This is a genomic window from Parasedimentitalea psychrophila, from assembly GCF_030285785.1.
GTDB lineage: Bacteria > Pseudomonadota > Alphaproteobacteria > Rhodobacterales > Rhodobacteraceae > Parasedimentitalea > Parasedimentitalea psychrophila.
In genome coordinates this window covers 2394224-2416126 of record NZ_CP127247.1, presented here as the reverse complement: position 1 = coordinate 2416126, position 21903 = coordinate 2394224, and the positions used below count along the sequence as shown (strand labels likewise).

Genomic DNA, 21903 nt, shown 5'->3' with positions numbered 1-21903 from the left:
CGTAAATGTACCATTTTTCCGAGATTTAGCAATGCATTTACAAACAGATGGCTCTTTGTTCTTCGTGTGTGGCTCACTCCAAGTTAGGCCCGAAAGTAATTTTCCTAGACGTTCGTACAAGTTACACGATTGGATTACTGACCGAAACTCACCTCAGGCTCTACGCGTCTTGATCCGCCAAATAAAGGAAATTGAATCGTCGGTAGAATCCTTGAAAGGCCCTTGGGTATAACCGTTCGAAAAGGTCAAATGCTGCGCAGCGTTAAAATGTCTGGATAAACGGGCAGAACCGCGATGTGTCCCAGTGCTGGCGAACGGCCGCATAGGGCCCCAATGGCCTATCCTGAGTGAAGGTCTGAAGGCCCTGCATAGCCCGCCTTTGCCCGGTCTCCATCAAACCTCTTTCCATGGCGCTCGTGGCGGCATGCTATTGGTGACCACATGCGAGGTCATATGACAGTGGATTTGAAACACATGGCGCAGCTCTAACAGCGCACCAAACCAGTCAAGATAACACCGTCGCGCCGCAGCCACATCGCGGGCCGTGTCAATGTACGTCACCGGACAGCAACGCATTTCAACCCGTTGGATACGACCGCGCCGCAGCATTTCAACAAACCCACATTGTTCGGTGGCTGAATGCCAGCCGTGCTGGTTTTGCTTCCACTCACGCGGAACACATCTGTGCTTGGCACCAATCATCCAATTGGGACGCTGCCCGGCGCGGGCTAGCTCGGCAATCTGCAACGCCATGCGGCGCCCGCCATAGACCTCGGGCAGTACAGCCAGAGCCGAAGCAACGATTTCGGCATCATGGTGCGGATCTGATCGGCCACCGCCATCGACCCGACAGCCGAGTCTCTTGCTCTCCATCAGATGCCAGATGGTATCAACACCGGGGCGCGCACCCGTCTCGCGGGTGATCTCATCAAACTCAACACTCGCGTGCTCCCGCTGGAACGCCCATTCGATCAGCTGCAACACCCCGATCTGGCGCTTGCCTGTGCGCGCGGCGGTGATCGCCACCGGGCTGACCTTGCCGCTTATGTCCAAACCCTCAATCCCCATCATGCGGCACCCCGCGCCTGCGTCTGGTCGGCGATGTCCTGGCAGCGCTGGATTGCGACACGGCGCTGGCTCCGCCATTCCAAATCCTCTTTTGAAATGACATCACCGCGCGCCAGACGCATCTCGATATCCGGAAGCCGGCGCATGGCATCATCGGCGCTGAATTTGATCTTCGATATGGTGAACGGGCCCGGCCATTTGCGCGCACCGCGGATGTTTATCAGCAGCTCCGGCGCCCAGCCCTTGGCCAGTGCCTCCTGACCCAGATCGTCGCGAAAGATGTTGATCATCAAAGGTGACGGCCCGACCTCTGGCTGCTGGATTTTCCGCGCCCATTTCAGGATCTTCAATGCGATCGGAAAGCGGTCGCCCTCCTTGCCACCCGGGCGGCACTCCACCTCTTCGCGCAACCGCACCAGATTGTCAGCCGACATATAGGCCAGCATCTGCCGCAGCTCTTTCAGCATAGTCTCAAACCCCGCCTGACGCAGCATCGACGGCCTGGCCAACCCCAACGCCAACAGCGGCGCTATCAGCACATCCTGCACCCGCTTTTCACCTGCTGCCTGCTCAATCGCTTCCATTTCTATGCCCTCACTCTTTCTCAGCAATTCCGAGTTATCCACAGGCAGGACCGCTGCTGTGTCGCGTAACTGTCCTGCTGTCTTGTTATGTCCCTGTCTGTGTCCCTGTCGTGCAGGACAGTCCCAGACTGTCCGAGACTGTCTTGAAGTGTCTTTCGGACAGTCTCGGACAGTTCAGGACAGTCATGCCGGTCCCTGCCCGCGCATCCGCCCCAGATCGAACATGTGATCTGACCAGGCGCGCATTGCCCGCTCGATCCACTCGCCACCGCGATAGTTGCAGCCCTCTTTGCTCAGCCATTCATCCATCCAGCGCACCGCCGCATCATTCTTGGCCAGGTCAACCTGATAGCCTGCCACTGTGACCCGCAGGCGTTGCAACCGCTTGGCTGTATTGGCCGCCTCATTGCGAGCCCGGTTGTCCTCTTTGCGGGCGATGGCCTCATTCAGGGATTTCAGCACCATCGGATGCATCAGTCGGATCTCGCCCCCCTCGCACAGGCAGCGCCGCCACTTGTGCAGTGGCCCGTATTCAAGCGCGCACAGCGCCTTAAAATGGGAGGCATCGACAAATATCATCTTTGCCAGCGCATCCATATCGTCCGGCAAAGTGCCAACCGGCGAATGGTCATAGGCGATGTTAGTCAGATCGAAATACAGCGCCCGGCACTCTGGTGTGCCTTTCAGGCGCATGTCCGAATTGAGCCAGCGGCGGCGCTCCCAGACCATAAAATAGTGACTGTCCAGCCGGTCATCTGACGTCAGCGGGTATTCCGGAAGGTCGTCGACCGACACCGGCTGCACATGCTGCATTCTCTGCATTATGCCACCCGCGCTATTTCAGCTGCGAAATACGCGGGCGCGTCCGGGTCGGTCAACATCACCAACAAAGCGATATGGCTGGTTGGTGCAGTCACAGCCCCCCACCAGTTCAACGCGGTTTGGAAACTGACATCGCAGAACAACGCCACCTCACGCGGGCTGTTGAACCGAGAGCGAAAGTAGCCCGACCAAAACTCAGCCGCACTGGCCTTAAGCGCATATGGGTCTAACTTATTTGACCAAGACTTTTGCACAGCGCGAGGCGCATCCTGTGAACATGAATGATCATTATTTACAATCAGGGTCAGACGGGGGCGGCTCATGCTGCGTCCTCCGCTATTGGAGCGGGTGCTGGGTTGTCGCCCATGTATTTGCGGATCTTGTCCACGGTATTCAGCGTTGGACTCGACTGCCCATCCACCCATGACCTCCACTGCAACCAGCTAGCACCTACGGCTTGGCGCAGAATGTGCTGTGGGCTTCGACCTACGGCATCAGCATAGGTCTTCATATCTTCAAGAAACTGTTCCATGTCGCTAAAGGGGGTTAATTTACCCCGCAGGTCAAGGGTAAATTTACGCCATGCATAAGCCTTCACATTGGGGTAATTTACCCCTCATGCAACAAACCTTCAGAGACGCATTTCTCACGGCTATCAAAAACAGCAGTAAATCAATGCGCCAAGTCGCTCTGGACGCAGGTGTCTCATATGAACAGCTCAAGAATCTCGCCCAAGGTAAAAGCAAGTCCACCAATGTCGATGACGCTGTCCGGATAGCCGCATCTTTCGGCACCAATCTCGAGGGTTTCCTTGAAGGGCAGATGACCCCAACGAAACGCCCTACTATTGCGATAGCTGGCAGAGTCGGCGCCGGAGCCCTGGTGCCAGTGTTTGACGCCTATGAGAAAGGCGACGGCCCCCAAATTGAATGCCCGCCCGGCCTATCTCCACATGGCATTGTCGCCGTTGAGATTGAGGGCGACAGCATGGAGCCGGTCTATTCCGCTGGGGATCTTCTACTCTACACCCGGAATGGCCATGACGCCGTGCTTTTCGACGACATTGGCCACCGCTGTGTCTGTGAAGACGAAAACGGTATGGGCTGGGTCAAGCAGATCAAACCAGGTGAAGAGCCAGGGCTATTCCATCTAATTTCATTGAACCCCAGCGCCAGCAATATGTGGAATGTACGTCTGAAATGGGCAGCCAAGGTGCGCCTCCATTGGCCAGCAGAACTGATCAAGAAGATCTAGAAAGCCCCCGTCTGGACGCAACGAGCATCCATACAAGTCATTCGCCACATCGGGGAGAACGACTAGTTCGAGCCTTTTGTCCTCGGCTGACCACTTCACTGGACGGCAGCAATGCGCAGGGAGTGGACTTTTCAAAGTCGCGCCAGCGACCCTTTGCTGTCGTTCGGGCCGCACTAATCACTCACCGAGCAACTTATGTCGCAATAGCTTCGAGGGCTTTGTCGATGCTGAAAACACTTCTTTCACCTGAGATCTTCACAATGAATAGCGCTTTGGTTTGCATATAATTTCCGACTGGTCGCTTGCGATTATCCCAATGTGCCATCACATCCACCGCAGTCTCAGCGGGATAGTTAGTCGCATCGCAGTAGCGGCGATAAATATCCAAAATGTCGGACCGTTCCGGTTCTACCAGTATCTCCTCTATGCCCAGGTTTTCCCGAATAGTTTTGTAGTAAGCTTTTGCTTTCGTGAGTGTGCTGAACACTCCGCTTTGCGTAATGACCTGTTTTACCATTCTCTTATCCTAAACGATAAATTGACAAAGGTTGAGTTTTGCTTTTCCTAGCCTCATGTAGGATCACCCCATAATTTACCCTCTTGGAAATTCACACGTCCACCTCATATTCTTCGCCGTCGCGCTCCTTCCTTAAAAGCTCGATCGCGTCTTCGCTGTATTTATGAAAGACTGTTTTGTTCACCTTCTCTGCCCGGTGATAACGGTTGTCGGTCTTCTTTATGTTGACCCCCTTTTTCTGCGAGATTTGCTCGATGAGGCCATTGGCTGAATTCCAGCTATTGTAGCCTAGCGCCTTCCCAACTTCAGTGAGACTCAACGGGTGGAGTGCCCCTGCGGCGCTAAAATCGCTGATGTTTGCAATGCCGAAAAGTTTAGCAAAGGACGTTGGACTTTCGACAGCTGAGTTCAGCATCTTGAAGTCAGCTTCTATCTTCATCTTTGGGATGTCGCTTCTGACAAAATCATACGATCTGGCCATAAGCGCGCGAAGCACCTTCACGTTGACATGTTCAAGCGCGGGACTCGCAGCGAACGCATCATAGACCCAGCTGAAATCCGACGCTGCGATCATCTTAACTCGGACACTGCGCCCGCCTTCCGTTAGTATGATTTTGTCGCGCTCCGGCCAACTTTCGTCCTTTAGGCTAGGTTCCCACTGGAGGATGTAGACATTCGGAATCACGCCTCCTTTCTCTGGGATGGCTTCATCTATATCTGAAAGGATAGCTTTGATGTTCGGATCACCAGCGTTGTATCCGATGAAAATTAGCGGATGCTCATTGAAAAAGGTCAAAAGCTTTGCACTGAGAAATTTCTTCTTTTTCTGCCATTCATCGTAGTCATCTTCCGTGAAGACGAGGCTGTCATGATCCGTCACGCAACCGTGGATTTTATAAAGCTCGCCGATGCAAACCTGCTGGCCTCGCAGAATCTGTTGCCCGACTATCCTCTCATGGTCCGGGAAGATCTTTTCTAGCATTTCATCATAGTTGGTTGTAATAATCGCATGCGGCTTAATCTTAGCCAGCGCCTCAATCTCAATCAGATAACCGGCGTTCAAACCGGTGATGTCTTCCGGCTCGAGATCCTTGAAGAACTCAACTATTTTGTATTTGATGTATGAGTGCTTGTTGACATCATCGCCGAACATGACTTTGGGGAATTCATTGCTGCCTGCGGCCCACGCCCAGTCCTGATAAAGCTTTGAGAACTCTTGACCGATCTGGATCGGATGGCCCAAGGACTGCTTGTAAAAGCCTAGCCCCTTTTCAATCGCCGAGCACTTGTCAGCGAGATAGGCGAGCAGCTCTTCCCAAGAAGGTCCGTCCATGTAGCGCTTGGAGAGGCCTGAACCGACGAAGAGGATTGGCTGAACTCCGAATTCTTGCACAGTGTTTGTGATGTCTTCGGTGATCTCCTCGACGTATCGCTCATAGCGGGTCTGTTTCGGTTCCTGTTCGACCAATGTTTTTTCCGTCATATTATTCTCCGTCCAAAATCGTCGCATTCGGTAGAATGACATCACCCATGAAGCTGATACAAGCGCCAATCTCCGTTAACAAAAGGCGCTTCCAACTTGGCGGCATAACTGGCTCGCACCTGCGGGGAAGGTCTGCTTGTCGCCCTACCGACCCGTCGAACGCCCATGGCCGCTATGGGCTGATACCGGTCATCCAACCAAGCTACCAACTGATGGCACCTAAGTCCGCTCAGCGCGGGTTTTTCCTAACGTAACAGCGCCATTCACTCACAACAGCATCGCTGTCAGCGCGTCACTCATCAGTACATGTGGGGTTTTTCTACCCCAAATGTGTTGACGGGGTAAAATTACCCCACTATCAATCATCACATCAACCGATGGAGGATTGAATGAACGACATTATCAACGCTGCCCGCCGGATCGTCGGCTCGCCAGAAGATCACCTGCACGACACCAGTCTATTTATTGCTGCCTGGGCTACAATGAAGGCCGCACGCGGGCAGGGATTTGACCCACAGTACCTTCGCCCGCAGCACCTGATAGGATGCCCATCACCAGCGCCAGAGCCAATCGACCAAACTCTGATCCGGGTTGGTGAAACCGTGCGCAGCTATGCAGCCAAACAGGGGTACAGGATTCAGCGCCGCCATGCCGCGTGATCTGACACGCCGCGTTACTCAAGCAGGTGCTGCAATCCGGCGCGAACAGCCCCTGCAGGCCAGCCAGCGGGCACCCCCGCACCACCAATAGGAAAGTCGGACAGCGCTAGGAGGACAGCGCCGGTCACAGCCTTTCAGAATTCCGCGCATTCATCCCGACTGCGCGGAGTGGCGCGGACGGGTCAGTCCTCCTCCAAAGTTCCCCGTCCGCGCATCAATCAACAAGAGGAAACCATGTCGCAGTTCCGCCCTCACATAAGGCTACCCGCTGCGCCCAATGCTATCCCTGCGGGCCTCATCGCCCCCACTTGGCTAAGGGTCAAAGTTGCCCCCGGCCCTTTCCCCACACCAGCGGCGCGAGCGTCGCGCAGGGCGCGCGAAAGCCACTCACGGACTTCGCCAACATGTCCCCGCCAATCATCCAACAGAGGAACCCAAGTGGACGCTATGCCGGCACAAATTGAAGCCAACCTTTGTACACCGGCAACTGGTGCACAGCAGCGCCGCGAAATGGCAGGTGACGCCACGACCACCACAGAGCCATTTGGCCTGAGGGCGGCATGGCTTCACTTCGCAAACCAAATCGAGATCCGGCGACTGGCAAAGCTTCATGTTCGCATTGAGCGCAAGAAAGCTGCCTTGGCTGAGCTTGTGGACGAACGGCACACCATCATGAGGCGCTGCATCCGCCGGATGCGCCGAGCTGGCGGAAAACACTGATCTCTCTTTGTGGCCCTTCTCGATTGAAGGGACAGCGACGGAAACCAGGAGGACAGCATGAAATCCCTACGCGTTCTAATCGGCTGCGAGACCTCGGGCGAGGTTCGTCGCGCATTCCTCGATCGAGGACACGACGCATGGTCTTGCGATCTGCTACCTGCCGACGATCGCAGCAACCGCCACATGCAATGCGACGTGCGCGATGTGCTGAATGATGGCTGGGATCTGCTGGTAGTAATGCACCCGCCCTGCACCCGATTGTGCAACAGCGGTGTGCGATGGCTGCATACGCCACCACCCGGGCGAACCAAAGCCGAAATGTGGGCCGAGCTGGATGATGGCGCCGAGTTGTTTTCGGCATGCTGGAACGCGCCAGTGCCGCGTGTAGCGGTGGAAAACCCAGTGATGCACAAACATGCCAAGGCGCTGATCGAGAACTTCCAGCCTGCCGCCCAGACTGTGCAGCCTTGGTGGTTCGGCGAAGAGGCGTTCAAGGGCACCGGCTTGTATCTACGCGGCCTGCCTGCACTCACCTCGACAAACTGCCTGACCCCGCCTGATCGTGGCACAAAAGAGCACAAACGCTGGTCAGCCATTCACCGCGCATCACCTGGCCCCGATCGCTGGAAAATACGTTCAAAGACCTTCACCGGAATCGCCAAGGCAATGGCCAGCCAATGGGGCGAATACGCTATGGAGAAAATGACAGCATGAGTTATGCGTTTATTCCCCGTTTACTGCCCAGCCCTGCGGCGGCAGCCTATCTCGGGGTGTCCGAAAGCATGCTGCGCAAGCTGGGAATTCCCCGCAAGGAACAAGGCGCAAAGCGGCTATATGACCGCTCTGACCTTGACGCCCACGCGGATGAGTTGCCCTATGAGGGCCAGCCAAACGATGGCGAAGACAAGGAACAGGCGGCAGTCAGCAAATGTGACGACGCCTTTGGTGTTAAAAAATGAAGCTACCACGGGTGCATAGGGTTATATCCAGAGGGGCGATGTACAAGTATCACCGCCGCACTCGCGCCGAATTGCCCAACGACGTGCCCGAAGATCACCCTAAATTCATTACAGCCTGGTCAATTGAAGAACAGAAGACGCCAGAACCCAAGTCACGTGCCAAACCCGGCTCGATCGGTGCCGGATGCGAAACCTACTTGAAGTCCGGATCTTACCGCGACCTTACAGATTCATACCGCCCTGTTATCCGTCGCCATGTCGAAGCAATCAGAGACGCCCGAGGCAAAGCCCCTATGGCAGGACTTCGCTCCTACCACATAAACGCAGATCTGGACCCGCTGACCCCATCTGTGGCCAGATCCCGGCTAAAGGCTTGGCGAAAGCTTTGCGGGTTCTGGACCGGCCAAGGAATAATCCCAGACGATGTGTCCCGTGCAGCAGTGGGTAAAAAAATGCCCAAATCCGAAGGGCACAAAGAATGGACACGGGATGATCTGAGGAAGTTCCGCGATCACTGGCCAATAGAGACACCTCAGCGCCATGCCTGTGAGCTTCTGCAATGGACAGGCGTTCGCTGTGTGGACGCAGTAAAGCTTGGACCTGGCATGATTGACCGGGATGGCCTGCTGACCTTCAGGCAACAGAAAACCCACGTATTGGCACATATTCCATGGACGTGCCCTGCTCTAGGACTAGAGAACGAACGCGAGACCCTTCTCAGTTACCCGTCGACGCACATGGTGTTTCTAACCACCATTCACGGAAAACCACGCTCGCACAAAAGCTTCTCGCAATGGTTCTCAGCTGCCAGCACAGAGGCAGGCTTGCTGGACCTCGCTGCACATGGTTTGCGCAAATATAGAATGAACGAATTATCAGAAAACGGTGCGTCTGTGCTGCAAATGCAGGCATGGGTCGGACACACCACACTAAACGAAATAGAGGCATACACCCGGAAAGCAAAACGCCGAATAGCGTTCTTGGGAACAGAACAAGACCAGAACCCTGTAAAACAATCCGAAACCAAGCGTAAACATTGAGGATTTTCAATGCCTTAAAAGGGAAGTGGCGAGCCGTGGAGGACTCGAACCCCCGACCTGAGAATTAGAAGTTCCCTGCTCTAATCCAGCTGAGCTAACGGCCCGCGTGTCGCTGTAGTGTCGTTAAACTGCGGCGATGTCAACTTGCTACCTAAGAGGCGCGCATCTCATCTATGCACCTATAAAAATGCGTTCACAATCAACGGTATACGACCAGATATCGGATGGTAGGTGGTATTTCTATCTGCCCGGTGGTGTTCACCGGCCGCTTGGGGGCTGTTTTGCAACGGGTTAAACCGCGCCGTGCAAGTCCAGGTGCATATATACCGACCAGGGGTCTTCCTGGTAATCCGAAAACGGCGGGCATTCGACAAATCCAAGCGACGCATAGAGACGGCGCGATGCCATGAATTCATCCTTTGAGCCGGTTTCGAGATAGACCCCCGTCGCAGCCTCATTGCGGGCAAGGGTCAATAAATGCTGCAGCATCGCCCGTCCGGCACCGCTGCCGCGGGCCTCGGAAACTGTGTGCATTGATTTCAGCTCAAGCGCCCCATCCGCAAGGGTCTTGAGCGCCCCCATGGCAATCGCCACGCCGCCGCGCTGCAGCAGAAACAGCCGCGCATCCGGGGCGTCCAGATCAGATTGGCCCTCGGCGTGACAGCTCTCAGCCGGGGACTGCGCCGCCATCTGGGCAAGGTGGCGGCGAATCAACCGCGCCGCCTCCGGATCACCGCTTGGCGCCAGCCTGATTTCAAATGCCGACATTTAGTGGGTCCAGACGCCGCGCCTGAAGGTGGCGAAATTCTCGCCATAGCCGCCGGGGCGGACATTGACCTTGCGGGGCGTGGGTTCAACAACCTGTGCGTCAATGCCATGGGCAGCGGCATAATCCACCGCAGCCTCTTTGCTGTCAAAGCGCAAACGAATCTGGGTCTGGGTGTCATCGGACGAGGTCCAGCCCATCAGCGGGTCAACTTCACGCGCGTTGGCCTGGGCATATTCCAGCACCCATTTGCGTGTCCGTGCCATGCCCGAGGTCATCGCATTTCTGGCTGGCTTGAAAATCCGCGCTTGCATTGCCGTCTCCTGCTCATTCACTGCACCCGTTATGCGCAAAAGCGCCCGGCGCGGCAAGCTGCCTTTTACCTCACATTGCCGGTGATTTCCGTGGCTTTGCCCACATCCGTACGAATCCGCTTGAACAAGAACAAAAACAGATCAAAATCCGCCACCAGACAGGAGAGCCACTTATGCCCTATGCCCATTCCGACAGTTCCACCCCCAGCATGGGGTCAACGGATGTGCGCGAGCGGCTTAAGCTGGAGGGCGGTAAGGCTTTTGTGCTCAATACCACATTTGAACCGGCCGGCGATCAGCCCACTGCCATTGCCGAACTGTCTAAGGGCGTGTTCGACGGCGAGCGTGATCAGGTGCTGCTGGGGGCCACCGGCACCGGCAAGACATTCACCATGGCCAAGATAATCGAAGCCACCCAGCGCCCCGCCATCATTCTGGCCCCGAACAAGACACTGGCGGCGCAATTATACGGCGAATTCAAAGGCTTCTTCCCGGACAACGCGGTCGAATACTTTGTCTCCTTCTATGATTACTACCAGCCCGAGGCCTATGTGGCGCGCTCTGATACCTTCATCGAGAAGGAGAGTCAGATCAACGAACAGATCGACCGGATGCGCCACTCGGCCACCCGGGCATTGCTGGAGCGCGACGACGTGATCATCGTCGCCTCGGTGTCCTGCATCTATGGTATCGGTAGCATCGAGACCTATGGCGCCATGACCCAGGATCTGAAGGCCGGTGAGACCTATGACCAGCGCCAGATCATGGGCGATCTGGTGGCGCAGCAATACAAACGCAACGATCAGGCGTTCCAGCGCGGCTCGTTCCGGGTGCGCGGTGATTCCCTGGAAATCTTTCCCGCCCACCTGGATGACCGCGCCTGGCGGCTGTCGTTTTTTGGTGATGAGCTGGAGGCGATCACCGAATTCGACCCGCTCACCGGCGAACGCACCGGCACATTTGAGCAGATTCGCGTCTACGCCAACTCGCACTATGTGACCCCCAAACCGACCCTCAATCAGGCCATCATCAAGATCAAGGAAGAGCTGCGGCTGCGGCTCGACCAGTTCGTCAACGAGGGCAAACTGCTGGAGGCACAGCGGCTGGAACAGCGCTGCAAGTTTGATCTGGAGATGCTGGAGGCCACCGGCCATTGCAACGGCATCGAGAACTACTCGCGCTACCTAACCGGCCGCGCCCCCGGTGAGCCGCCCCCCACCCTGTTTGAATTCATCCCCGACACTGCCATCGTCTTTGCCGACGAGAGCCACGTCTCGGTGCCGCAGATCGGCGGCATGTACAAAGGTGACTTTCGCCGCAAAACCACCCTCGCCGAACATGGCTTCCGGCTGCCGTCGTGCATGGACAACCGCCCCCTCAAATTTGAGGAATGGGACGCCATGCGGCCGCAATCGGTGTTTGTCTCGGCCACCCCGTCGAAATGGGAGCTGGAGCAGACCGGCGGCGTGTTCACTGAACAGGTGATCCGCCCCACCGGGCTGCTGGACCCGCCGGTGGAGATCCGCCCTGTGGAAATGCAGGTCGATGATCTGCTGGACGAGGTGCGCATTGTCACCGGCAACAACATGCGCACCCTGGTCACCACCCTGACCAAACGCATGGCCGAGGATCTGACCGAATATATGCACGAACAGGGCATCAAGGTGCGCTATATGCACTCGGACATCGACACCCTGGAACGCATCGAGATCCTGCGCGATCTGCGCCTTGGCGCCTTTGACGTGCTGATCGGCATCAACCTATTGCGTGAGGGTCTGGATATCCCCGAATGTGGTCTGGTTGCGATCTTAGACGCCGACAAAGAGGGTTTCCTGCGTTCCGAGACCTCGCTGGTGCAGACCATCGGCCGTGCCTCACGCAACGCCGAAGGCCGGGTGATCATGTATGCCGACAAGATCACCGGCTCGATGGAGCGCGCGTTGAACGAGACCAACCGCCGCCGCGCCAAGCAAGAGGCCTATAACATCAAGCACGGCATCACCCCGGAGACGGTGAAGAAAAACGTCGAGGATGTGCTGGCCGGTCTCTACCCCGGCGACACCGACCAGTCCCGCGTCACCGCCAGTATCGACAAACCGCTGCACGGCGCCAATCTGGAGACCGTTCTGGCAGGGCTGCGCACCGATATGCGCAAAGCGGCTGAGAACCTTGAGTTCGAAGAAGCCGCCCGCCTGCGCGACGAGGTCAAACGGCTGGAGGCGGTGGACCTGACGATTTCCGACGACCCAATGGCGCGTCAGTATGCGGTTGCGAGGGCGTCTGAGGCAGCAGTGAAGTCGCGCGGCCGGTCCACGGCGGGGAAAGGTGGGACGCGAAACTACCGGGGCAAGTCGCAGAAGAAGTTCTAGTGTAAAATAGGGCAGCGCCTGACCTTGGGTGGGCGCAAAGCGCCTTCCCGGGGGGAAGGTCAGGCGCGGCCCGTGCTTTGCACGGGCATTGGTGGATTACTCCCGCCCTCCGCCGCCGCCGCCGGATCAGCCTCGCCCGCCAAGGGGCACAAATAGCACCAACCATCGCAAAACTGCGGGCCAGGCTGGCAAACCATGCTAGGCTCACTGCAAAGGAGCCATTGTAATGTTAAAGCATTTTTTAAGTGTCATTCTGATTATTCCCTTTCTTGCTTTGCCGCTGACCGCCTCCGAATACGGCGGTGGCGAAGGTGGCAGTGAAGGTGGCAGTGAAGGTGGACGCGGCGACGAGGGCACCGGCCTGCAAAACAGAACCACGCGGCTCATTGTCAATATTCTGACCAATGATTTCGGCCGCTGCCGCAGAGAGAAAAAGATCTATCGCTGGGACTGCTATCGCAAGACCTACCGCTTTGCGGTCAGCCAGTTGAACGGCCGCCTCAGCTACTCCCACGCGCAGGATGCATTGCGCCACGTCGAGCAGGAGCTGGACCAGATCATCGCGCAGCACCGCGACCGGACCAAGCCCAAGAAGCGCCGGATGCTGCAGAGCTACGTCGCCATCAAACCCGAGGCAATTCCCGCCGCGCGGGCCCGCACCGAACGGGCGATGGAACAGGCACAGACCATGTTGCTGCGGGCGCCCTCGCACACCCAGTCGCACTATGTTCGCATTGCCGATGCCATCAATTCCAACAAGGTCCTGCTGCGCTCGGCGCTGCTGATGCTGCCGAACCGGTTGATCCGCCTGGCGCTGGTGTTTGCCAAATCCACCAAGCTGTCACTCTAATCCGGCCGCAGGGCTTGCCCTTACCGGGCAACAGGGGCACAGTGGAGCCCCACTCGAAACCTCAGGGCGCCCAGGCCGCGCCGCTGATTTATGAGCCGTGCGGCCATGGGGCACCCGTCATCCCGACGGAGAAGCCAATGACCATTGCCGCACGCCTGAAACATCACCTCGAGGCCCAGGGTCTGCCGTTTGACATGATCGCCCACCCCTATGCCGCCACCGCCAGTGGCTGCGCCGAAGCGGCGCATGTGCCCGGCGACCATCTGGCCAAATCGGTCCTGATCCATATGGAAGAAGGTCCAATTCTGGCCGTTGTGCCCTCGAACCACCATGTGGATCTGAGCCAATTGCAAGCCATGCTGGATCGCCGCCTGGGGCTGGCCGCCGAAACCGAGATCCAGATGCTATTTGACGACTGCAACCTAGGCGCCGCGCCGCCCGTCGGCGCGGCCTATGACGTCCCCACCATCGTCGACAACAGCCTGTCGGGCCTCGACAAGGTCTGGTTTGAGGCTGGCGACCACCAAACACTGGTCGAAATGCAGGGTCGGCATTTCGACCAACTGATGCAGGGGGCAAAGCACGGCTCATTCTGCACCCTGCACTAACCGGAGCACGAACCGGTGCACGAACCGATGCCAACGCCAAGCGCCAACCGCTCAGAAGCAGCTGGCGCTTGATATTTTGTGCGGACCCGAATGATCCTCGCTTATGGCAGGATCATGTAAGCGCGGGCTGAAATTTCAACAGCCACGATTTAGCGCAAGACATGCACAGCGCAGGCCGCGTGGCGGACCACTTGCGAGGCGGTGGAGCCCAGCAGCAGATCCTGCATTCCCGGACGATGCGAGGCAATGATAATCAGATCCGGATTGTTGGTTTCAGCCCAATCCAGAATGGAGCGTCCCGAATGGCCCTCGATCACCACACCGATAGCATGCGGCAGAGTGGCGGCCAGGCTGTCCAGCTCGGTCTGCAGCGCTAAGCGGGCCTGGGCCAGATAATCAAGCGGCATATAAGAAATGGCATAGGCCGGTATGTGCTCAACCACATGCAACAGGGTGACCGCGCCACCGGAGGTGCACAGGGTCTTGGCCAGTTTCAAGGCGCCGGTGATATCGCGATCGGGATCAAAGGAAATGGGCACCAGAATTTTGTGATACATCAAAGGTCTCCTTGTGTTTTCTCCTCACAGACTGCGCCGAAATGCCGACTGTTTCCTTGATCCAAGTCAACCCGGTTATTTGAGCCAGGCCAAGCATTTAGCAGCAGGCACACCGCCCCATAACACCGCCAGAGACCTGTCCTCTGACAGATAGCGCATCCGAGCCTCTGACAGATAGCGCATCCAAGCAAATAACCCAGTCGCCAGTCAGGTTTTATTGCGGCTCACACCGGTATCCAAGGCGAATTCAGAGGCGGTTTCAGAGGCGGTTTCAGGGCCTGGCTGCAAGGCAGCATGGGGGCCAGCCCCCTTTTGGCCTGCGGCCAATTCACCCCCGGGATATTTTTGGCCAGATGAAGCCCCGCAGGAGAGGCATCGAAACGCGCCGCCGTTACCCGAAGGTGTCGGCGACATCATACATCACCGGCTCAAAACTGCGGCACAGCCCGTTAAGCTTGCGGTTTCGCTGGCGCATTTCCGGGGTGCGGAGCATGGCCAGAAAATCCTCGCGTCTTTGCCATTGGGAATAATTGGCAATCCGGGTCTGTGCGTCATTGACATGCAGGCCCGCTGCGATGAACCCCGGTTGCAACGAGATAAACTCGGAATAGGCTGCGGTCAGGGCGTCCAGCAGGTCCTGGCAGGTGCCTGGGGTCATTTCAAACGTCGTGATGACAGTCTGGATATCAGCGGTTTTGGCTATTGTTGGCATTGGCTCCTCCGTTGAAGATCTTCAGCCTAGCCGGGTTTTCATCGCAAACAGAAGTGTTTTCAGCAATCTGTGCGTTAAATCCCTGGCGACTGGCCACGCGGCTCCGACAAAGTAACCTTTTGTTAACCGCGCGTATCACCCAATGGACGCTGGGATTATTTGTCATGTTGCGTGGTTTTATCCTTATCTGGCTCTTGGTTCTGGGCCCGACCGCGGCCCGGGCCGGCGCCTGGATGCGTGATCAGGGCAGCGGCTTTGCTGCGGCCAGTGCCACTTTGCGCCACAGCTTTGGCGCCTGGTCGTCGGAACTTGGATTTTATGGAGATTTTGGCCTGTCTGCTGGGCTGACACTTGGCATCGACCTGAATGACACCGATAATTTGTCCGGGCATGCGCTGGTCTTTGCCCGCATACCGCTCGAACTCCTGCCCTCTGGCCACCATCTGGCAACGGAACTGGCCCTAGGCGGAGCCCATTCGCAGAACCGATGGAGGCCGATGCAGCGGCTGACACTGTCCTATGGCCGGGGTTTTGACAGCGCCTGGGGGCCGGGCTGGCTGGCGGTCGACGGCGCTTATGAAATGCGCGGAACCAGCCCGGATCCGATCCTCAAACTGGACGCCACCATAGGCCTGACGGAGCAGAGACGCCTGCGACCGATGCTGCAGATTGAAACCGCCAAGATCTCAGGTCAGCGCCTGTTCTACAGCATCACGCCTTCGCTGCAGATCCCGCTGCCACAGCAGGTTCAGCTGCTAATTGGCCTCGAGCATCGGGTGGCCCCGCAACGCAGTCTTGGCCTCAAAGTCGGAGTGTGGCACAGGTTCTAGAGCATCGACGAGGACCCAAGACACAATGACCAGCCCAATCCGCCCCACCGACGACCAGGCCCGTGCTCTGGCGCAGAGCCTGATGAGTAAGGCCCGATTTGCAGCACTTGCGGTGGTGCTGGACAGCGGCGCACCACTGGTGACACGGGTGGGTTTTGGGGTTGATCCCGAGGGCCGCCCGCTGAGCCTGGTGTCATCGCTGTCGATGCACAGCGGTGCCTTGCAGGCCAATCCGCTCTGTTCGCTGCTGGTGGGGGAGCCCGGCGTCAAGGGCGACCCGCTGACCCATCCGCGTCTTAGCCTGATCTGCCGGGCCTCGTTCCTGCGTCACGCGGATGACGGCTACGGCGCGTTGGCCGCGCATTACCTGCGCGACCATCCCAAGGCCAAATTATACATCGGCTTCGCCGATTTTGCCTTTGTCCGCTTTGATATCCGCGAGGCCCATCTGAACGGCGGCTTCGGCAAGGCCTTTCATCTGACGCCGCAAGACCTGAACCAAGGCTGATCATTTATCCATCCGCAGGGTCAGTTGCACCTCACCCTTCACCGATTCCTCCCAGACCAGATCAACCTGATCCTTATTGCTGCCCTGTTCCAGATTGGCGTAAGGCATGGCATGGCGGGTTGAGCCGCCGCTGGTGGTGATCGGTCCCAGCGCGATGACACTGTCCACCCCGCGCGAGCGGCCGCCAAAGGGCAGCGCATCCACCGGATCAACGGTCCATGTCTTGGCCGCCGAGGATTGCACATGGCGGATCCGCGCTGGGTTGGCCACCAGGGCATCGACGTTGTGGAAGCTATTGCCCGCGAAGAACACGTTTTTCGAGCGGCTGAAATCAAGCCCGGAGAAGCTGGTGTCCACCCGCTCAGCCCGGTCGATGTTGCCGTTGATCGAGCGGAATTTATTGCCACCCACCGAGACTCCGTTCAGGAAATGGCCGCTGCCATGCGGCTTGACCACGATATAGCTGAACCAAGGCGCCACATCCCCCGACAGGAACACATTGTCCGAGATCGACAGTGAGCTGAACGAAAACCCGGAGGTGAAATCCGGGGTTGGATCCTGCTCGTTGGTCCATTCAATAAAGCAATTGTCGATATAATTGTCCGACACCGTGGTGGAACAATAGGTGCTGGCCAGGATCAGACCCGCTGTGCGCACACCACCCGCAACTGAATCTCCCTGAAAGAAGTGATTGCCGGCCACCGTATTATTGCCCCCGGCCAGCAAGGCAAAATGGCGAAACTTGGTGACCCGGTTGTTGCGCAGCTTGGCGTCATTGGCGTTGACGTTCAGCGCCACCGAGCTGCGGTCCGGGACATCTTCGGCTTCCTCGGATGACAGGAACTGGCAATGGTCGACCAATATGCCCTGACAGCCGGTGCCAATCGATGAAATGCCGCGATCCTTGGGGCGGGAGATAAAGCAGTGATCCAGGCTGAACACCGACCCGGCCGGCGACAGGCGAATGGCGCTGCAATGGCTGTTGCACTGCAGTTCGACCTCAGTAAGGCCAAATTTGCTGAGCGCGCTGAAGCCGCTGAAATCCAGCATGTATTTGAAATCCCTGAAGGTGAACACCTGTGTGCCCGCCGCATCATAGAGCGGCGCATTCAGGGTCAGTTCACCGGCGCCGGTGTTCTTTGATTTCACATAGATCTCGCGGCCGACCCCGGCGCCCTCGACCAGGGCCCCTACCGGGACATTGGCGATGTCCGCCACCAATGACAGCGTGCGCGAGTCATTGGGGTCATAGGTGGCCTGAGAGGTCACCGTCACGCTGTCCCAGGCCGCCCCCGACTGCGCCTCGATCTGGCCATTTCGGATCACCCGGCGGGTGGCGTAACTGGTCTTGTTGGGCACTGCCGCCTGCATATCTATCGGCGCGCTGAGGCTGACCTTGCGGCCTCCCAGATCCAGCGATTCATGGTCCGCGTTGTTGAGCAGCGCCTGAAACGCTTTTTTAAACCCCAGCTCCTCGTTGCCAAAGGCCGCTGCATAGGTGGGAAAGTCAAAATCCCTGGTCAGCAACAGCATCTTGTCGGAGGCCATGGTGACGGTGCCCTCAAACACCACGCGGTGGTTCAGCGACACCGTGTCATCCAGCTGAAACACCCCGGCAGGCACCAGAATACGGCGACCATCGGCGGCATCATCTGCCGCCTCAAAGGCTGGGGCATCATTGCTCACTCCATCGCCAACAGCGCCAAAATCGGTGACATCCACCAGGCTGAGCATATCGCGCAGATAGGCGCTGGTGATGTCGGTGATTTCGATATCATCAATCCGCAGCACGCCGCCGCTGGCGCCGGTCAGGTCCAGCCCCATATGGCCGTAACTGGCATTGCGCCCCCAGGCCATATCGACGCCGCCGCGGGCGCCGGTGCCGACAATGGCACTGATCTCGACCACCTCGCCATAGTTGGTGAGCGTGGTGCTGGGGCCGGTTTCCACCACCCCACTGATATGGCTGCTGCCGGAGCCGCCAGCCCAGGCGGCGATCCGCACGCTGGGCAGCGCGCCACTGACCGCTTTGATGCGCGCCTTGATCTGCAGGTAACATCCCGGCAGCAGCGGGGTTTGCCCCATGTGGCGCAGTTTTTGGGTGGCCTCGGTCTTTTGCAGCTCCAGGCAGCCACCAAAATCGGCATCCGCAGGCACAAAACCCGCGTTCACCGCATTGTCGTATGTATCAGACCCCGGCGTGCCGTCGCCACTGGACCAGACATCCAGACCACCCGAGAATGCGGGTGGCATCAATACTATGCCCTCGGTGATGACTTTGTTCATGGGAAACCCTTTCCTGCGGCGCCGATGCGTTTGGCAGAGAGGGTTTAATGCGGCACTGTTAATTCAGCGCCAGCAGGGCGTGCGCCAGTTGCGCAACGCCCTGCCCCGTTTTAGGAAATCTGCCGCGTCTGGCCCTGCCAATAGGGTTTGCGCAACTCGGTCTTGAGCACCTTGTTGGCGCCCGAAAGCGGCAGCGGGTCACTGCGGAATTCAACGCTTCGCGGGCATTTGTAGCCGGCGATCAACTGGTGACAATGGGCCTGCAATTCAGCCGGGGTGACCGTGGCATCGGGATGCAGGATCACAATGGCATGGACGCTTTCGCCCCATTGATCGCTGGGGATACCGATCACCGCACTGGTGGCCACTGCCGGGTGCTGCCCCAGCGCATTTTCCACCTCGGCGGAATAGACGTTTTCGCCGCCCGAGACGATCATATCCTTCAGCCGATCCATCAAAAAGATGAACCCTTCGCTATCCATATAGCCGGCATCGCCCGTCAGCAGCCAGCCATCGCGGATGGTCTCGGCGGTGACTTCGGGATTGTTCCAATAGCCCAGCATGGTGATTGGCCCCTTGACCGAAATCTGGCCCACAGAGCCCTGCGGCAGTTCATTGTTGTCTTCGTCCACGATACGGATTTCGCAGACCCGTGTCGGCCGCCCAGCCGAGCGCAGCTTGCCGGCCTTTGGCCCCTCCAGCACATGATAATCCGTTTGCAGAATGGTCGCCACCGGGCTGAGCTCGGTCTGGCCAAAGGCCTGCAGGAACGCCACATTGGGGAATTTCCCAAACGCCTCGATCAAAACAGATTCCGTGATCGGCGACGCCCCATAGGCAATCTGGGTCAGCGACGAAATATCAGTATTGGCCAGCTTGTCACTGCGCAGGATCATTTGCAGCATCACCGGCACCAGCAGGGTCTGGCTAGGGCGATGTTTTTCAATCGCCTCCAGCGTCCCATCGGGGGTGAACGTCGGGATCACCACATGGGTGCCGGCCATAAAGGTAAGGGCGGTGAACCAGATCAGATCGGCAATGTGGAACATCGGCGCGGCATGCAGATAGACGGTGCCGTCGCGCATGTTCATTTCATGCGCGTTTGACACGCCACCGACATAGAAATTGGTATGCGACAGCATCACCCCCTTGGGAAAGCCTGTGGTGCCGCCGGTATAAAAGATACCCGCCAGATCATCGCCGCCGCGCCCGGCATCTACCGCCGGCTCAGCCGCCGCCAGCATGTCCTCGTAGTTTTCCATGCCCGCAGGGGTGTCACCATCGCCGCAGTAAACAATTGTCTTCAGCCCCGGCACCAGCGGCTTGATCGCCAAGGCTGCGTCTTTGAAGGCATCGTCCACCAGCAAGATCTCGGCACCGGCATCGTTCAACGCGTAGGCGCATTCGGCCGGCGCCCAGCGGGTGTTCATCGGCATCATCGCCCCACCACCCCAGACGGTGGCATAGAAATACTCAAGGAACCGATCCGAGTTCAGCGACAGCAGTGCCACCCGGTCGCCGGGCCCCATGCCCAGAAGCTGCAGTGCGCCCGCCAGCCGGGCCACCCGATCCGCCATCTGGCGCCAACTTTGCTGGCGCTCCTGAAAGATCGTGGCAATGCCATCCGGGTTGATTTGAGCGGCCCGTCTGAGGAGGGATGAAATCTGCATTTGCCTGACCTTTCAGCCTGTTGCGTGTTTTGTGTCGCGATAGATTGCGGTGTTCCTTGTCGCCATGTCAACGGCTCAAATACAGCGGCAAGACCTCTAGCGGTTCTCCGAGTGATTACCCTAGGTCGCGGACAGTTCACCATGCAAACGACATCATGGCGGGCCATTCGGGAATGTTTCCCAGATCCGTCAACCGGCGCTTTCGGCCCGCAGTACCGTCAGGGAAGCGAACGAGCGGCTCGCTCAACCGGACATCGGCGGGCGGCGCAGCATTTGGCTGTGCTCACGGTCTGTTCTGCGGGATAAATCCACCTCCTGTAGCCACAGTCCCGGAGTGCTGTATCAGGTGACCGGGGCAAATATCATGTGACTGCGCAAGTGCATCCATCAGAACAGCAAAATCTTTCACGCAGACAGGGCCGTGGTCGCTGGGTTGGTGAATTACATCATGATGAAGCCCCATTGCTGCCGATAGATCCGAGAAAAAGAACGGGACAAATTTATGCCCGATATGCCTGCTCGACAGGATCTCTACAACATTGGCACCGCTGCGCGCCCAAAGCAGGTTGGCCAAGGCAGCGCCATGTTGCGCAACAATGATATCAGCCATGGAAAACATGGCCATCTGATATGCCAAGCTTCGCCCTTCCAGCGTAACCACTGCCACTGAAGTGAACCGGCTACGCGCCAGATCAGCCAACTCGCTCATGTTTTCAACCGAACGCCTTTCGGAGCCCGCGCCCTTCGATTCACAATCTCTGGAGCTGTAGAAGGGGTCAGGCGGCAACCGGTCGATGATGATAACCCTTGGCCCATCTCCTTTGAACATCGGCTCCAGCAAAACCCGCTCTGCCGCGATTTCGACGGCAAGCTGATCAAATAACTTAGCCCGCACTTCCAAAAATACTTCGGCATCATATTCAGCAGGCGTGTCGAAGCCCGGCACCGATACATAATCCAACCGATGCCCGGCTTTGCGTAGCTTTTTGGCATTTTGCTTTAGCGACCGGTGTTTCGATAGCGGAAGGATGCACAGTCCCTCTAGCTTAAGCGCCTTTAGGATCGGGTCCATCACAGCACAGCTGCGCACATAGATCGGTCGCCCCGCGGCCCTGGCAACGACCTCGGGCCAGACATGGACCAGCGGTACGACGAAACCCATCATGAAGTGATAGTAATGCTGAACCGAACCATGGCGATTCAGCGCGCTCAGATGCACCCCGTCAAAATTCGGTTCTATGACAAGCTCGGGCCGCGTGAGGAAATCACGAATTGACGCTAGCATTTCAAGATCTCTTTTTCGCCAGCAACCGCCCCGGCACCGTCT

At 57.7% G+C, this 21903-nt stretch carries 24 protein-coding genes and 1 tRNA gene; 11 read left to right on the top strand and 14 right to left on the bottom strand.

The window, feature by feature from the left end:
- Positions 1 to 393: 393 nt before the first annotated feature.
- The 4 genes from QPJ95_RS11740 to QPJ95_RS11725 form a co-directional block, all read right to left on the bottom strand.
- Complete coding sequence (locus tag QPJ95_RS11740) at positions 394 to 1071, bottom strand: hypothetical protein (protein ID WP_270920479.1); 678 nt, start codon at positions 1069 to 1071, stop codon at positions 394 to 396.
- On the bottom strand, positions 1068 to 1652 hold the full coding sequence (locus QPJ95_RS11735; protein WP_270920478.1) for a hypothetical protein: 585 nt from the start codon (positions 1650 to 1652) through the stop codon (positions 1068 to 1070). Before QPJ95_RS11735 ends, QPJ95_RS11740 begins: the two co-directional genes overlap by 4 nt.
- Before the next feature lie 183 nt (positions 1653 to 1835).
- The gene (locus QPJ95_RS11730; protein ID WP_270920477.1) at positions 1836 to 2474 is read right to left on the bottom strand and encodes a hypothetical protein; all 639 of its coding nucleotides are present in this window, start codon (positions 2472 to 2474) and stop codon (positions 1836 to 1838) included.
- Positions 2474 to 2797, bottom strand: a complete 324-nt coding sequence (locus QPJ95_RS11725) for a hypothetical protein (protein ID WP_270920476.1) — start codon at positions 2795 to 2797, stop codon at positions 2474 to 2476. The genes QPJ95_RS11730 and QPJ95_RS11725 overlap by 1 nt, the downstream gene beginning before the upstream one ends.
- Before the next feature lie 259 nt (positions 2798 to 3056).
- Between QPJ95_RS11725 and QPJ95_RS11720 the strand changes: the two genes are divergently transcribed.
- Positions 3057 to 3728: a S24 family peptidase gene (locus QPJ95_RS11720; RefSeq protein WP_313860125.1), complete on the top strand. Its 672-nt coding sequence runs from the start codon at positions 3057 to 3059 to the stop codon at positions 3726 to 3728.
- Between the two features lie 193 nt (positions 3729 to 3921).
- On the opposite strand, the gene QPJ95_RS11715 is transcribed toward QPJ95_RS11720, so the two are convergent.
- Together QPJ95_RS11715 and QPJ95_RS11710 are read right to left on the bottom strand one after the other, a co-directional pair.
- Entirely contained in the window at positions 3922 to 4245 is a 324-nt protein-coding gene (locus QPJ95_RS11715; RefSeq protein ID WP_270920474.1) for a hypothetical protein, read from the bottom strand.
- A gap of 91 nt (positions 4246 to 4336) precedes the next feature.
- Positions 4337 to 5728, bottom strand: coding sequence for an SIR2 family NAD-dependent protein deacylase (locus QPJ95_RS11710; protein ID WP_270920473.1), 1392 nt, complete (start codon positions 5726 to 5728; stop codon positions 4337 to 4339).
- A gap of 389 nt (positions 5729 to 6117) precedes the next feature.
- On the opposite strand from QPJ95_RS11710, the gene QPJ95_RS11705 reads away from it, so the two are divergent.
- From QPJ95_RS11705 to QPJ95_RS11685, 5 genes are all read left to right on the top strand, one after another.
- Positions 6118 to 6387: a hypothetical protein gene (locus QPJ95_RS11705; protein WP_270920472.1), complete on the top strand. Its 270-nt coding sequence runs from the start codon at positions 6118 to 6120 to the stop codon at positions 6385 to 6387.
- A gap of 447 nt (positions 6388 to 6834) precedes the next feature.
- Positions 6835 to 7107: a hypothetical protein gene (locus QPJ95_RS11700; RefSeq protein ID WP_270920471.1), complete on the top strand. Its 273-nt coding sequence runs from the start codon at positions 6835 to 6837 to the stop codon at positions 7105 to 7107.
- A 57-nt stretch (positions 7108 to 7164) separates the two neighbouring features.
- Positions 7165 to 7821 carry a hypothetical protein gene (locus QPJ95_RS11695; protein ID WP_270920470.1) on the top strand — a complete coding sequence of 219 codons (657 nt, stop codon included), beginning with the start codon at positions 7165 to 7167 and terminating at the stop codon, positions 7819 to 7821.
- Positions 7818 to 8066 carry a DNA-binding protein gene (locus QPJ95_RS11690; protein ID WP_270920469.1) on the top strand — a complete coding sequence of 83 codons (249 nt, stop codon included), beginning with the start codon at positions 7818 to 7820 and terminating at the stop codon, positions 8064 to 8066. The genes QPJ95_RS11695 and QPJ95_RS11690 overlap by 4 nt, the downstream gene beginning before the upstream one ends.
- A 38-nt stretch (positions 8067 to 8104) precedes the next feature.
- Positions 8105 to 9106 carry a tyrosine-type recombinase/integrase gene (locus QPJ95_RS11685; RefSeq protein ID WP_270920468.1) on the top strand — a complete coding sequence of 334 codons (1002 nt, stop codon included), beginning with the start codon at positions 8105 to 8107 and terminating at the stop codon, positions 9104 to 9106.
- 26 nt (positions 9107 to 9132) lie between these two features.
- Here QPJ95_RS11685 and QPJ95_RS11680 read toward each other — a convergent pair.
- The 3 genes from QPJ95_RS11680 to QPJ95_RS11670 all read right to left on the bottom strand — a co-directional run bounded on the left by QPJ95_RS11680 (position 9133) and on the right by QPJ95_RS11670 (position 10186).
- Positions 9133 to 9210 (bottom strand) — tRNA-Arg (locus QPJ95_RS11680).
- Positions 9211 to 9397: 187 nt separating this feature from the next.
- A complete protein-coding gene (locus QPJ95_RS11675) occupies positions 9398 to 9874 on the bottom strand; it encodes a GNAT family N-acetyltransferase (protein WP_270920467.1) in 477 nt (158 codons plus the stop codon).
- Positions 9875 to 10186, bottom strand: coding sequence for an ETC complex I subunit (locus QPJ95_RS11670; RefSeq protein WP_270920466.1), 312 nt, complete (start codon positions 10184 to 10186; stop codon positions 9875 to 9877).
- A 173-nt stretch (positions 10187 to 10359) separates the two neighbouring features.
- Between QPJ95_RS11670 and uvrB the strand changes: the two genes are divergently transcribed.
- The 3 genes from uvrB (at position 10360) to QPJ95_RS11655 (ending at position 14013) form a co-directional block, all read left to right on the top strand.
- Positions 10360 to 12555, top strand: coding sequence for an excinuclease ABC subunit UvrB (gene uvrB / locus QPJ95_RS11665; protein ID WP_270920465.1), 2196 nt, complete (start codon positions 10360 to 10362; stop codon positions 12553 to 12555).
- Between the two features lie 226 nt (positions 12556 to 12781).
- Entirely contained in the window at positions 12782 to 13405 is a 624-nt protein-coding gene (locus QPJ95_RS11660) for a hypothetical protein (RefSeq protein ID WP_270920464.1), read from the top strand.
- 137 nt (positions 13406 to 13542) lie between these two features.
- A complete protein-coding gene (locus QPJ95_RS11655; protein WP_270920463.1) occupies positions 13543 to 14013 on the top strand; it encodes an aminoacyl-tRNA deacylase in 471 nt (156 codons plus the stop codon).
- Between the two features lie 149 nt (positions 14014 to 14162).
- On the opposite strand, the gene QPJ95_RS11650 is transcribed toward QPJ95_RS11655, so the two are convergent.
- Positions 14163 to 14570 carry a universal stress protein gene (locus tag QPJ95_RS11650; protein ID WP_270920462.1) on the bottom strand — a complete coding sequence of 136 codons (408 nt, stop codon included), beginning with the start codon at positions 14568 to 14570 and terminating at the stop codon, positions 14163 to 14165.
- Between the two features lie 391 nt (positions 14571 to 14961).
- Positions 14962 to 15282, bottom strand: a complete 321-nt coding sequence (locus QPJ95_RS11645; protein ID WP_270920461.1) for an antibiotic biosynthesis monooxygenase family protein — start codon at positions 15280 to 15282, stop codon at positions 14962 to 14964.
- Positions 15283 to 15446: 164 nt separating this feature from the next.
- Here QPJ95_RS11645 and QPJ95_RS11640 point away from each other — a divergent pair, with 164 nt between their 5' ends.
- Together QPJ95_RS11640 and QPJ95_RS11635 are read left to right on the top strand one after the other, a co-directional pair.
- Complete coding sequence (locus QPJ95_RS11640; RefSeq protein ID WP_270920460.1) at positions 15447 to 16112, top strand: hypothetical protein; 666 nt, start codon at positions 15447 to 15449, stop codon at positions 16110 to 16112.
- Positions 16113 to 16137: 25 nt separating this feature from the next.
- Positions 16138 to 16620: a HugZ family pyridoxamine 5'-phosphate oxidase gene (locus QPJ95_RS11635; RefSeq protein WP_270920459.1), complete on the top strand. Its 483-nt coding sequence runs from the start codon at positions 16138 to 16140 to the stop codon at positions 16618 to 16620.
- Here the strand turns inward: QPJ95_RS11635 and QPJ95_RS11630 are convergent, their stop codons facing one another.
- The 3 genes from QPJ95_RS11630 to QPJ95_RS11620 all read right to left on the bottom strand — a co-directional run bounded on the left by QPJ95_RS11630 (position 16621) and on the right by QPJ95_RS11620 (position 21738).
- Complete coding sequence (locus tag QPJ95_RS11630; RefSeq protein ID WP_270920458.1) at positions 16621 to 18906, bottom strand: glycosyl hydrolase family 28-related protein; 2286 nt, start codon at positions 18904 to 18906, stop codon at positions 16621 to 16623. It abuts the gene before it with no gap.
- A gap of 110 nt (positions 18907 to 19016) precedes the next feature.
- On the bottom strand, positions 19017 to 20576 hold the full coding sequence (locus QPJ95_RS11625) for a long-chain-fatty-acid--CoA ligase (RefSeq protein WP_270920457.1): 1560 nt from the start codon (positions 20574 to 20576) through the stop codon (positions 19017 to 19019).
- Positions 20577 to 20859: 283 nt separating this feature from the next.
- Complete coding sequence (locus tag QPJ95_RS11620; protein WP_286018278.1) at positions 20860 to 21738, bottom strand: glycosyltransferase 61 family protein; 879 nt, start codon at positions 21736 to 21738, stop codon at positions 20860 to 20862.
- Positions 21739 to 21903 lie beyond the last annotated feature (165 nt).

What these genes read in the sequence shown, in the direction of transcription:
- QPJ95_RS11645 (WP_270920461.1), bottom strand. Translation starts at nt 15,282, where the DNA reads ATGCCAACAATAGCCAAAACCGCTGATATCCAGACTGTCATCACGACG.
- QPJ95_RS11725 (WP_270920476.1), bottom strand. Translation starts at nt 2,797, where the DNA reads ATGAGCCGCCCCCGTCTGACCCTGATTGTAAATAATGATCATTCATGT.
- QPJ95_RS11710 (WP_270920473.1), bottom strand. Translation starts at nt 5,728, where the DNA reads ATGACGGAAAAAACATTGGTCGAACAGGAACCGAAACAGACCCGCTAT.
- QPJ95_RS11695 (WP_270920470.1), top strand. Translation starts at nt 7,165, where the DNA reads ATGAAATCCCTACGCGTTCTAATCGGCTGCGAGACCTCGGGCGAGGTT.
- QPJ95_RS11700 (WP_270920471.1), top strand. Translation starts at nt 6,835, where the DNA reads ATGCCGGCACAAATTGAAGCCAACCTTTGTACACCGGCAACTGGTGCA.
- uvrB (WP_270920465.1), top strand. Translation starts at nt 10,360, where the DNA reads ATGCCCTATGCCCATTCCGACAGTTCCACCCCCAGCATGGGGTCAACG.
- QPJ95_RS11720 (WP_313860125.1), top strand. Translation starts at nt 3,057, where the DNA reads ATGCATAAGCCTTCACATTGGGGTAATTTACCCCTCATGCAACAAACC.
- QPJ95_RS11635 (WP_270920459.1), top strand. Translation starts at nt 16,138, where the DNA reads ATGACCAGCCCAATCCGCCCCACCGACGACCAGGCCCGTGCTCTGGCG.
- QPJ95_RS11655 (WP_270920463.1), top strand. Translation starts at nt 13,543, where the DNA reads ATGACCATTGCCGCACGCCTGAAACATCACCTCGAGGCCCAGGGTCTG.
- QPJ95_RS11715 (WP_270920474.1), bottom strand. Translation starts at nt 4,245, where the DNA reads ATGGTAAAACAGGTCATTACGCAAAGCGGAGTGTTCAGCACACTCACG.
- QPJ95_RS11730 (WP_270920477.1), bottom strand. Translation starts at nt 2,474, where the DNA reads ATGCAGAGAATGCAGCATGTGCAGCCGGTGTCGGTCGACGACCTTCCG.
- QPJ95_RS11735 (WP_270920478.1), bottom strand. Translation starts at nt 1,652, where the DNA reads ATGGAAGCGATTGAGCAGGCAGCAGGTGAAAAGCGGGTGCAGGATGTG.
- QPJ95_RS11650 (WP_270920462.1), bottom strand. Translation starts at nt 14,570, where the DNA reads ATGTATCACAAAATTCTGGTGCCCATTTCCTTTGATCCCGATCGCGAT.
- QPJ95_RS11640 (WP_270920460.1), top strand. Translation starts at nt 15,447, where the DNA reads ATGTTGCGTGGTTTTATCCTTATCTGGCTCTTGGTTCTGGGCCCGACC.
- QPJ95_RS11630 (WP_270920458.1), bottom strand. Translation starts at nt 18,906, where the DNA reads ATGAACAAAGTCATCACCGAGGGCATAGTATTGATGCCACCCGCATTC.
- QPJ95_RS11705 (WP_270920472.1), top strand. Translation starts at nt 6,118, where the DNA reads ATGAACGACATTATCAACGCTGCCCGCCGGATCGTCGGCTCGCCAGAA.
- QPJ95_RS11660 (WP_270920464.1), top strand. Translation starts at nt 12,782, where the DNA reads ATGTTAAAGCATTTTTTAAGTGTCATTCTGATTATTCCCTTTCTTGCT.
- QPJ95_RS11690 (WP_270920469.1), top strand. Translation starts at nt 7,818, where the DNA reads ATGAGTTATGCGTTTATTCCCCGTTTACTGCCCAGCCCTGCGGCGGCA.
- QPJ95_RS11740 (WP_270920479.1), bottom strand. Translation starts at nt 1,071, where the DNA reads ATGATGGGGATTGAGGGTTTGGACATAAGCGGCAAGGTCAGCCCGGTG.
- QPJ95_RS11625 (WP_270920457.1), bottom strand. Translation starts at nt 20,576, where the DNA reads ATGCAGATTTCATCCCTCCTCAGACGGGCCGCTCAAATCAACCCGGAT.
- QPJ95_RS11620 (WP_286018278.1), bottom strand. Translation starts at nt 21,738, where the DNA reads ATGGGTTTCGTCGTACCGCTGGTCCATGTCTGGCCCGAGGTCGTTGCC.
- QPJ95_RS11670 (WP_270920466.1), bottom strand. Translation starts at nt 10,186, where the DNA reads ATGCAAGCGCGGATTTTCAAGCCAGCCAGAAATGCGATGACCTCGGGC.
- QPJ95_RS11675 (WP_270920467.1), bottom strand. Translation starts at nt 9,874, where the DNA reads ATGTCGGCATTTGAAATCAGGCTGGCGCCAAGCGGTGATCCGGAGGCG.
- QPJ95_RS11685 (WP_270920468.1), top strand. Translation starts at nt 8,105, where the DNA reads ATGTACAAGTATCACCGCCGCACTCGCGCCGAATTGCCCAACGACGTG.